The organism is Pseudovibrio sp. Ad26 (assembly GCF_001623285.1).
GTDB classification, from domain to species: Bacteria; Pseudomonadota; Alphaproteobacteria; order Rhizobiales; family Stappiaceae; genus Pseudovibrio; species Pseudovibrio ascidiaceicola.
Genome location: NZ_LMCE01000034.1, coordinates 22,894 through 32,477, shown reverse-complemented (window position 1 = coordinate 32,477; position 9,584 = coordinate 22,894). Strand labels below are relative to the sequence as shown.

9 protein-coding genes and 1 pseudogene are annotated in these 9,584 nt (G+C 50.6%); 4 read left to right on the top strand and 6 right to left on the bottom strand.

Going from position 1 to position 9,584, the window contains the following annotated elements:
- The 3 genes and pseudogenes from PsAD26_RS29805 to PsAD26_RS29290 form a co-directional block, all read left to right on the top strand.
- The coding region (locus PsAD26_RS29805) for a hypothetical protein (protein ID WP_206599993.1) at positions 1 to 215 on the top strand (215 nt) is incomplete at its 5' end.
- Between the two features lie 373 nt (positions 216 to 588).
- Positions 589 to 855 (top strand): hypothetical protein, encoded by a 267-nt coding sequence (locus tag PsAD26_RS05645; RefSeq protein WP_063309629.1) that lies wholly within the window; start codon positions 589 to 591, stop codon positions 853 to 855.
- Between the two features lie 304 nt (positions 856 to 1,159).
- A pseudogene (locus PsAD26_RS29290) lies at positions 1,160 to 1,477 on the top strand (DUF6362 family protein); the annotation flags it as partial.
- Between the two features lie 586 nt (positions 1,478 to 2,063).
- On the opposite strand, the gene PsAD26_RS29630 reads toward PsAD26_RS29290, so the two are convergent.
- From PsAD26_RS29630 to iolD, 6 genes are all read right to left on the bottom strand, one after another.
- Complete coding sequence (locus PsAD26_RS29630; protein ID WP_193758256.1) at positions 2,064 to 2,240, bottom strand: hypothetical protein; 177 nt, start codon at positions 2,238 to 2,240, stop codon at positions 2,064 to 2,066.
- 92 nt (positions 2,241 to 2,332) lie between these two features.
- Positions 2,333 to 2,536 (bottom strand): hypothetical protein, encoded by a 204-nt coding sequence (locus tag PsAD26_RS05640; protein WP_063309628.1) that lies wholly within the window; start codon positions 2,534 to 2,536, stop codon positions 2,333 to 2,335.
- Between the two features lie 992 nt (positions 2,537 to 3,528).
- Positions 3,529 to 4,359, bottom strand: coding sequence for a class II fructose-bisphosphate aldolase (locus PsAD26_RS05635; RefSeq protein ID WP_063309627.1), 831 nt, complete (start codon positions 4,357 to 4,359; stop codon positions 3,529 to 3,531).
- A gap of 10 nt (positions 4,360 to 4,369) precedes the next feature.
- Positions 4,370 to 5,212: a 5-deoxy-glucuronate isomerase gene (locus PsAD26_RS05630; protein WP_063309626.1), complete on the bottom strand. Its 843-nt coding sequence runs from the start codon at positions 5,210 to 5,212 to the stop codon at positions 4,370 to 4,372.
- Positions 5,213 to 5,214: 2 nt separating this feature from the next.
- Complete coding sequence (gene iolC, locus PsAD26_RS05625) at positions 5,215 to 6,219, bottom strand: 5-dehydro-2-deoxygluconokinase (RefSeq protein ID WP_063309625.1); 1,005 nt, start codon at positions 6,217 to 6,219, stop codon at positions 5,215 to 5,217.
- Entirely contained in the window at positions 6,219 to 8,102 is a 1,884-nt protein-coding gene (gene iolD, locus PsAD26_RS05620) for a 3D-(3,5/4)-trihydroxycyclohexane-1,2-dione acylhydrolase (decyclizing) (protein WP_193758255.1), read from the bottom strand. The genes iolC and iolD overlap by 1 nt, the downstream gene beginning before the upstream one ends.
- Before the next feature lie 587 nt (positions 8,103 to 8,689).
- Between iolD and PsAD26_RS05615 the strand changes: the two genes are divergently transcribed.
- Entirely contained in the window at positions 8,690 to 9,583 is an 894-nt protein-coding gene (locus PsAD26_RS05615) for a TIM barrel protein (RefSeq protein ID WP_063309624.1), read from the top strand.
- Position 9,584 lies beyond the last annotated feature (1 nt).

Here is a 9,584-nt window from a genome sequence, read left to right as displayed (position 1 = left end):
GACAAACTCTTCTCGAAGTTTCATTGTTGAACACTCTTTCCAAGGCATCCCGGTCCCTCCCTGAATGCCATGTTAATGTGTCAACCATCTCTCCGAACACCTGTCACCTATGTCTCCGGTATGTACACTACGGGCGGGGTGACATCACCGATCCAATCGAGAAGTTTGTGCTCATCACCACCGCCAACTTTGCAGATGAGTATGGCCTGTGCTAGCCCTTGCAAGCCAATCTGCCGGAGGCCTGCTCCTGCTCGGAGCGCAAGTTGCGTAATTGCCTAACTCATCTGGAAGCGCTGGGTCTCATCACCTGCGATCAGAGACGGCGTGCCAATGACTCTCGCAGGTCCGATGTTTTCGTCTTTACTGGCTTTGCCAGACACAAGGCCATCTCCGATCAAAATGACCGTCCCGCCCTAGAAAACTTAGCAGCGATCAAACCAAGAACAACCAACCGGCACATGGTTCCCCCTTGAGCCGTCATTTAGAACCATCAAAAGAACTTTTCCCTTCCCCCCAAAACACGGCCTGTAAGCAACGTCAGGCAAAAGCCTCAAGCGCAGGCGATCCTTCAATCCAACGAGAAATCCCATGAGCAATCTGTTCGATCCTATGAACTCTCAAAACGCAAAAATTCCATTTCCCGTGTTTGGCAGCAAGCCTGGGATGAGGCGCTTGCAGCAACTGATGGCATCTCGGCCAGAGCGATGGCAAGCGCAGCGGGCAGCTCAGGAGATTGAGGAACTAGAGCAGCTCCTGAGCACACTCACGCGGGCCAGTACACCTGAAGAATCAAAACCCGTGAGCATAGCTGTTGGTCAACTTCTCAACACCAACTGCAAAAGCGGCTTTCACTAGAGGCCATCACACGACTGATTGAGGATTAGATTCAGGATCTGGGCGGCTATCCACCTGTGTGATCTTTGCGGTCTGCCAAAGATGGCGGCGCAGCAGCAAGACTATCGCACGCGCCTGGCCAACTAATCACTCTGGCTGAACCCATCATGGCAACCTGCAGCTTCCATATCCGCGTGCTGAACAGCGTTTTGGAACCACAAGTGATGCCTCAGTCCAATAGCTAGGAGATACTTGTTTGACCCTGAACACCACTTAGATAGTCAATCGATTGGAACTTGCCGCCAGCACCTAGCGGCGACTTCCCAACCCACCAAGATCAACACCACGACGGGACTGCAACACCTGGCCGCAGGTTATCCATGACATTCATGAAGCCTTCGGCTACAGCAAAACCCCAATCCGGGCAGTGCCCAGCCCCAAAGACAATCAGCTCATGGAAGAAGCCATTGATTGGCTACGATACGTCCCCACGCCTAATGACCGGAAAATCCTTTGGATGCAGGCAGAAGGCTTCCGCTGGCGCCCTATCTGCATTCAGGTCGGGCTCACCCGTTCTACCGCCCATTACCGAGCTGTGGCGGCTGATTTGACCATCCAGCGCGCTATAAACGGGCGTAGTTAAGGCGACATGCACCCCTACCCTCAACATTCATGACCGGCTAATGCCATGAGTTTGTGGAGGAGTTCAGTATCCTCGCAATGACACCTTGCGCCATTCATCGCATGCTCCTCTTGAGGCATCACAACCTCTTTCAAGTAGCGGTAATCATAACCGTTAATCCGCGGTCAATTTGTGTCTAGAGTTAACTCCCTTGACGCAAACTCTCGCTTATGGGCGGGAGGGCGGTGAATACAAGACCCTCTTGCAGAGGGAATAAACCCGCCTAGCTCTGCCAGATTGTGAACCTCCTGCCCACTAGTGGGTGATCACAAGCCTACTGCTGAGGAGCTCATTTAACACCCAGTAGAGAGGACTTTACGATGACTGAAACTGGTATGGCTCTCGGGCCTTTTTGCATTCAATGAAGTACTTTTGCCTAACTCATAGACCGGGAGGGGTTTGGCCTCCTTTGCCTCAGATGAGGTTTCTGGGGCACCACCCTGCCAAAAGACATACCCCGCACGAGGCGAGGTTATAATCCATGCACTGACATCCAGCTGACTTAAACCAGACCATGCTCCTGCAGCGTTGTTACTGCATTGAGGAACTAGTTGGTGATCATTTCCACCGTCAGTGTCATGCTACCTGCGTTGACCCGTGCCTTGTCCACGACTTTGTCATCAAGTGCATAGGCAGTCGGCTCACAGGCTTCAGAGGGCTTGTGTTGGCTAAATCCTGCTTTAGATAGGTCGTGCGCTGCAATCTTGATTGTGCTGGTTCTCATAGAATTTCCTCCATTCAGCGAGCACCCTGCGCACCTTTACGACCGCAACCCGGCACCACTGGCGGTGTCAGGCTTCTTGCAGGCTGTAGGGCTTAGCTTTCCAATTCAGCTGCCAGCTTGTCTCTGGCAGGGCTCAGCATGTCTAGATAGGCACCGCCGCGGTGTAAGATGATCTTGCCAGCCCACAGCTCCTTCGCGTTCTTGTCGCCGAAGACCTCGAGCATATCCTCGTTGGTGTAGCGCAGAATTTCCGCCCTCCATTGGAGGTGTTCTATGTAGATGTAATTCACGTGCATGATACTTGCCCGTCTTGATGCTTGTGCCTCTTACACATGGCTTACCCACGCCTGTCCCGGTGCTACACAATGCCATACCCGCCCGCACAATCGAGGGCTTACAAATGTCAATTCGTTGGTTTAGTGGGTGTGTCGGCGCCTGCGAAGTGTGGCTAGCGCGCAATTTAAAACAAGCGGTGCTTACGTACTCATGTCGTCTTTTTCTGGCTAGAGTCATCTCACATCCGCGTTGGGCTTGGTTCAACTGCGTTGTACAGCACTCCTCAACAAATGGCCCGTACTTCTGGCGCGATAGAATCGGGCCCTCTCAGGCAGTTTATCACTATGCTCGGCGGTGCCATGGTCTCCTCCTCCAGTCGCAGTCAAGCAGCGCGATATCCTCCTCATAATCCCATACCATGCATCCGTAACCCCGACTTTTGGGTCCCTCCGGGCCGCAATCATATGCGGTGGGGCCTTGCGCACCAGATCGCTAGTTACCGAGGAAAATTTGGAATTTGCAATTCGCAATTCTGATCTATGGGAGCGCACCTCGTAAATCCAATCTCTTGTTATTGCTTCACTACCATGGTGCGAGTGCCCTTCGCCAGCAGACCACCAAACACGTAACTTGTAAAATGGCAACACAGTTGTGGGGTCTTGTTAACCAACCATCCGGAAGCCTGGCCTGAATCATTCTTATGATCTACATGGCATAATTGGCACATGCTTTCACGTAGAACGAAAGTGGCATCTGCGGCATCTTCAAGGAGAGCATCTCGCACTTTAAAATCACTATATTCCATATTTGAAGCTCACAACATTGGAGTGGATTGCTAAGAATATATGACGTACGCAAACCTCAAAATGAGATGCTGCTTGTCGCTCCCCCAGTGGAGAGGTGCAGATCTCTATACTACCGCAGCTGTTCATGCGCTACTTTGCTTGTCATGTCCTCTAAATGTGCAGGCTTATCACCCTTGGAGAGCCTATCGGATCAAGACTGTGACAAGCTATGTCAGACTTAGATCTTTCATGACTTTTTTAGCTGCTTGCTTGACGCTGTCTTCTGCTTGTTTGAGGAGTTGTATACGGTCAAAGATCTGTGCGTCCTCATTCAGAGCTTTCCGAAGCGATTGTCCAAAGGCCATGCGAACTTCGGTACCAATATTGAACTTGCAGATCTTTGTTTCTTTTGCCAGTTTCTGCCTGACTTTTGCAGGAATTCCAGAGCCTCCGTGTAGCACGAGCGGAATGTTGGTGACGTTTTCAATGACGCGGACCAGATCAAAATCTATCACTGCAGCTTTTTCTTGTTGCAGGTGCACATTACCGACAGAGATTGCAAGCGCGTCGGCATTACTTTCCTTCACAAACTGCGCGGCTTCTTCTGGTTTCGTACCTGAGGACACAGCACCCTCAGCGTAGCCAACAAAGCCGACTTCTCCTTCCAGAGAGACACCATATGGCCTAGCGTTTGCAGCAATGGACTGCATCAGGCGGATGTTTTCCTCAAGAGGAAGCTTGGAGCCATCAAACATAACGGAAGTAAAGCCAAGGTCTATTGCTTTCAAGCAATCCTCTACTTCATACCCATGGTCAAGATGAGCAACCACTGGAACAGAGGCTGTCTCAGCTAGAACTCTAAACATTGGCGCCAGAACTTCCAATGGAGTGTGGGCGCGACATCCAGGACCTGCCTGCAGAATTACCGGGCAGCCGATCTCTTCGGCAGCCTCCACAAATGCACGTGCATCTTCCCAACCTAAGACAACAAAGCCAGCAACTGCTGTCCCATTGTTCATAGCTGGCACTAAAACGTCTTTAAGATTTGCAATAGGCATTACTGTATCACTACTTAAACTTGGCGATCATATCTTTGATGCCTGGGATCGTTTCGACCTGATATGCGTGTGTTGGCTGAAAATGCTGCACCAGTGAGCGTTGGCTGAGGCCACCGAGAATTGTGAAGTAATACATTTCATAGCCCGGTGCAGCGACACAGGGGTGGTAGCCCCTATCAATAACGAGAGTTGACCCATCTACGATGTGATAGGCTTCTCCGACTTTCCCATCTTCTTTCTGAAGCAACTGCATTCCGAACCCATGTCCGGGCCGGAAGCGGAAGTTGTAGGTTTCGTCATGTCGTGTTTCATGGGGTAAATTGTCAGTATCATGCTTGTGAGAAGGAAATCCTGACCAGCCGCCCTGCCCTACAGTAAACAGCTCGGAAACCAAGAGACGGCCAACCTTGTCGTGATATTTAGTTCCAAGTATATGCTTGATTTTACGATGTGTTTTCGTGTCATCTGAGCCGTACTGAACAACATCCAGTTCGGATGATCTTACAGCAAATGGCATCAGAACACCGTCATACCGCGCTCCGGCGATGAACACTTCGGCCGCATCACTCACACAAGTAATTGTTGTTTTTGCTCCGGTCGGGATATAGACCCCTTCAGGCTCGCCATCCCAAACATCTACGCCGCGACCACCTATGCCGTCCCAGTTCAGCCCTTCGCATTCAACGTTCACCGAGCCGGTTGCAGGTACGATGCAGGTTTCATAACCGGGGACCTGATAGTGGAACGCTTCCCCTTTTTTCAGTTTTACGATGTTGAAGTAGTTTAACGGGACGCGGGCATCATCAACGTCTACGATGGGTTTATTCTGATTATTATATGGAGGGATATGCATGCTTAGTCCTTCGTCGAACTCAATGTTTCTTCCATGGAAATGCTGTGTAGTTTCAAAAACCTGATCAGTTTTTTTTCATCGGGCATTGCTGTTGCACAGCCAACCTTAGACACCACAATTGCTGCGCAGGCAGACCCACGAACAACGCTCTGCTGCAAGGTTTTTCCATTTGAAAGTGAGGATAGGAAACCACCTAGAAATGCATCTCCAGCACCGGTCGGCTTCATTGCAGAAACAGTGAATATGCCGGTCTGAAATGACTCATTTTCAGTGTAGGTGGTTGAGCCTTTCGAGCCCATTTTGTAAATGCAGATACAGTCAGATCTGTTTGCAAGTTCGTGGGCAAACTTCGGGCCATTAGCCATGTTCCCAGCCATGAAACCAAACTCCTCATCATTCCCTACAATGACATCACAGAGTGAGCTCATGCGTTTATATGTATCTGTCGCTTCCTGTGCAGATGCCCAACTGTAGGGGCGGTAATCAATATCAAAAATCGAAACCAGCCCCTCAGCTTTTGCTTTCTCCAAGGCGTAGAAAGTCGCTGTGCGAGATGGCTCGGAGGCCAGCAAAGTTCCCGTGGTGACAACTGCATCAAACTGAGAGAAATCAACAGCGTCGACATTGGCTTCACTCATCATAAAATCAGCTGCACCATTTCGGTAAATGGTCGTCTGATGGTCGAGTAAACGTGCTTCCGAGAGTGCAAGGCTGTTTCTGTACTCTCCGCCAATTGGGGTGACGTATTTGTGGCCTATTCCATACCGCTCCAATTGATTGACGCAGTAACGTCCGATTGCATCGTCAGAGACCCTCGTTAACAACGAGACGTGGCACGCTTGTTGGCGCAGAGCGACAGCAATATTGGCAGCTGATCCCCCCAGATGCACTGACATGGTTTGTGCATCTTCAATTGATGTACCAGCAGGTTCCGGCGTGAGATCCATGCCTGCACGCCCAACAACCAGATACCTTTTTCCCTGCAGTTTTTCCAAAAGCCTGCTCATTACACCCCCACACGTTGGTTCACACGACCAGCTTCCCATTCTTCACGTGCGGTGCGTACATTCTGACTGTTAGAAACTTCGGGCAGTCCAACTTCCCACCATGCATGACCTTCCTGTGTCCATCCTTCATAAGGATCGACCTGAATAGAAATGATCGTGGTTCGGTCTGCTGCCTTTGCCCGTTTGAACGCTTCACGCAGCTCTGCAATCGTCTCTACGGTTTCTGCCAGTGCGCCTTGAGCTCTTGCGTGCGCAGTAAAATCCACTGCAACAGGGCTTGTAATTGTTGGTGAATCTTTGATCAGATTGTTGAAAGAGGTGTTGCCGGTGTTGTTCTGAAGTTTGTTGATCACGGCGAAGCCACCATTGTCGCAAACCATGACAATGAGCTTCTTTTCGGTCAGGACGGAGGAATAGATATCCGAGTTCATGAGCAGGTAGGAACCGTCACCTGTAAACACGATGGTATCCTGATCGGGCTCTTTCTCGGATTGAGCAATACGTGCCCCCCAACCGCCGGCAATCTCATAGCCCATGCATGAGAAGCCGAATTCGACATCAACCGAGCCGATGGCTTTGGTTTGCCAGTTAGCGGTAACTTCGGCAGGCAGGCCGCCTGCAGCTGCAACAACCCTGTCATTGTTGTCACACAGGTCGTTTACGGCACCGATAACCTGCGCATAGCTGTTAGGTCCATTTGCGGGGTCAACATTGTGCTTCACATAGGAGAGCCACTCTGCTTTTTCCTGTTGCGCAAATGCGGTCCACGTCTCTGGGGCCTTGTACTGCTTTAAGGATGCAATAAACGCAGACAATCCTAGTTTTGCATCTCCCACGACAGGGAGTGAACGATGCTTGCTTGCATCATGACGAGCGGCATTAAGGGAAACAAACCGAGCATCTTTTCTGAAAGCGGTCCATGACCCGGTGGTAAAGTCCTGCAAACGTGTTCCCACAGCAATAACCACGTCAGCATCAGCAGCAATTGCATTTGCTGAGTTTGAGCCTGTTACGCCGATTGGTCCGCAATTCAGCTCGTGATCTGACAGCAGGTTTGCACGGCCCGCTATTGTTTCTGTAACCGGAATTTGTGTCTGTTCAGCAAACGCAAGCAATTCTTGCGCGGCACCAGAATATTGCACGCCACCGCCTGCTATGATCACAGGCTTTTTTGCGGCTTGAATGAGTGCAATCGCGTCATCAAGCTCCAACTCATCAGGTGTCTGCCGACGGATGCGGTGAACTTTTTTCTCGAAGAAAGCAACAGGGTAGTCATAGGCCCAACCTTGGACATCCTGTGGCAGTCCCAGGAACGCTGGACCGCAATCAGCCGGGTCAAGCATGGTCGCTATCGCAGCAGGCAACGACTGAATGATCTGTGCTGGATGTGTAATACGGTCCCAGTAACGGGAGACTGCGCGGAAAGCATCATTCACTGATGCAGTCGGATTACCATAATGCTCCACCTGTTGCAGCACCGGGTCCGGCAATCTTGAGATGAACGCATCACCACATAACAGTAGCATTGGAAGCCTGTTCGTGTGTGCTAACGCAGCTGATGTGACAAGGTTTGTTGTGCCTGGTCCTGCTGAAGCCGTGCAGAACATGAATCTCTTACGTAAATGATATTTGGCATAGGCTGCAGCGGCAAAGCCCATGCCTTGTTCATTCTGACCTCGATAAAGCGGAAGTGTATCGCGATGCTCATATAGTGCCTCGCCCAAGCATGACACATTGCCGTGACCAAAAATTCCGAACCCACCTCCGCAGAGCAGCACTTCGTCACCGTCAATACTTATGTACTGGTTTGCAAGATACCGGATGATCGCCTGCGCCATAGTCAAACGGATTGTGCCAGTGGTGATTTCACTTTTTGTGGTCATGGTGTCCCTATTTCCTTCCGCCTGCAATTGTCGCCTTGTTCCGCCACAATTCGCGGTCCCATCAACTCGTCTATTGACGCCGTGGTAATTTTGAAGGATACCTATTTTGCAACCGGTTGCAACAAATCTTTTCTGGGAGATGTATTTTGACCCAACTGGAACTGCGCTGATGAGAGGTAACTACAGGTGAGAGATCTATGAGATTGCGCTGAACTATCCGCATCTTTCTCGCGATCAGATCTTAGGATTGCTCGGAGGGGTTACACCTACCTGTTCGCAGTAAGAGGGGCAAAAATAGCGTTTATATCGAGTGTAGAATGATTTTTTTGCCCGTTCATATGTGAACACGTCGTTTGCGTGACTTCATGTTCTCCAGAGGTTCGGGCTTAAAGAAAGGCTGCAGGTTTTCAGATGAGAGGGCCTTACGTTCGATATAGTTTCAGTCTGGTCAATGCTGTGGCAAATCATATTGAAACCGCTTTCAATTTTCCATACCCCTCCTCCGGCCTGAACATAAGTCCGCCACAGCAGCATGATGGCACCAGTAGATTAGCAACATCGCTCTAAGTACAACAAAGGGATGAAACGTGGGAATTAGAATTGGTAATGCGCCCTGCTCATGGGGGGTAGAGTTCGCAGATGATGCACGTAACCCGAGCTGGGAAAGCGTTCTCGATCAATGTGCCGCCGCGGGCTACAAGGGCATCGAACTTGGGCCGATTGGTTATATGCCAGAGGACCCGGCAGTGCTGAAGGATGCGCTTGTGAAGCGGGATCTGGAACTGGTTGGGGGTGTCGTTTTCCGGCCATTTCATGATCCGAAAGCATGGGAGGATGTTTGGGATGGCGCGAAGCGGACCTGCGAAGCCCTGAAGGCTCATGGTGCCGAGCATTTGGTGCTGATTGACTCAATTTCACCACGGAGGGCACCAACTGCCGGACGTGCGAGTGAAGCCGAGCAAATGGATCTGCAGGAGTGGACTGCATTCAAAGAGCGTATCATGACAGTTGCGCGTATGGGGGCCGAAGAATACGGCCTTACAGTCGGCATCCACGCGCATGCCGCAGGCTTTATGGACTTCGAGAGTGAGTTAGAGCGCCTCCTAGCTGAAACCGATCCCGAGTTACTAAAAATCTGTTTAGATACTGGCCACTCGACATATGCTGGCTTTGATCCGGTTGCATTCATGGACCGCCATATGGGCCGCATTTCTTACATGCACTTCAAAGATACATCGGCACCGGTAAAGGCAGAGGTTATAACCAACAGGATTGGTTTTTACGACGCATGCGCTCAAGGGATTTTCTGTAACCTTGGTGAGGGAGAAGTGAATTTCCCAGCAGTGCTTGAAAAACTGCGCCAGGCAGGCTTCGAAGGTTGGTGTACGGTTGAACAAGACTGCGATCCACAAGGTGACACATCTCCGATCGATGATGCTAAACACAATCGTAACTACCTGGAATCCATTGGCTTTCACTGAG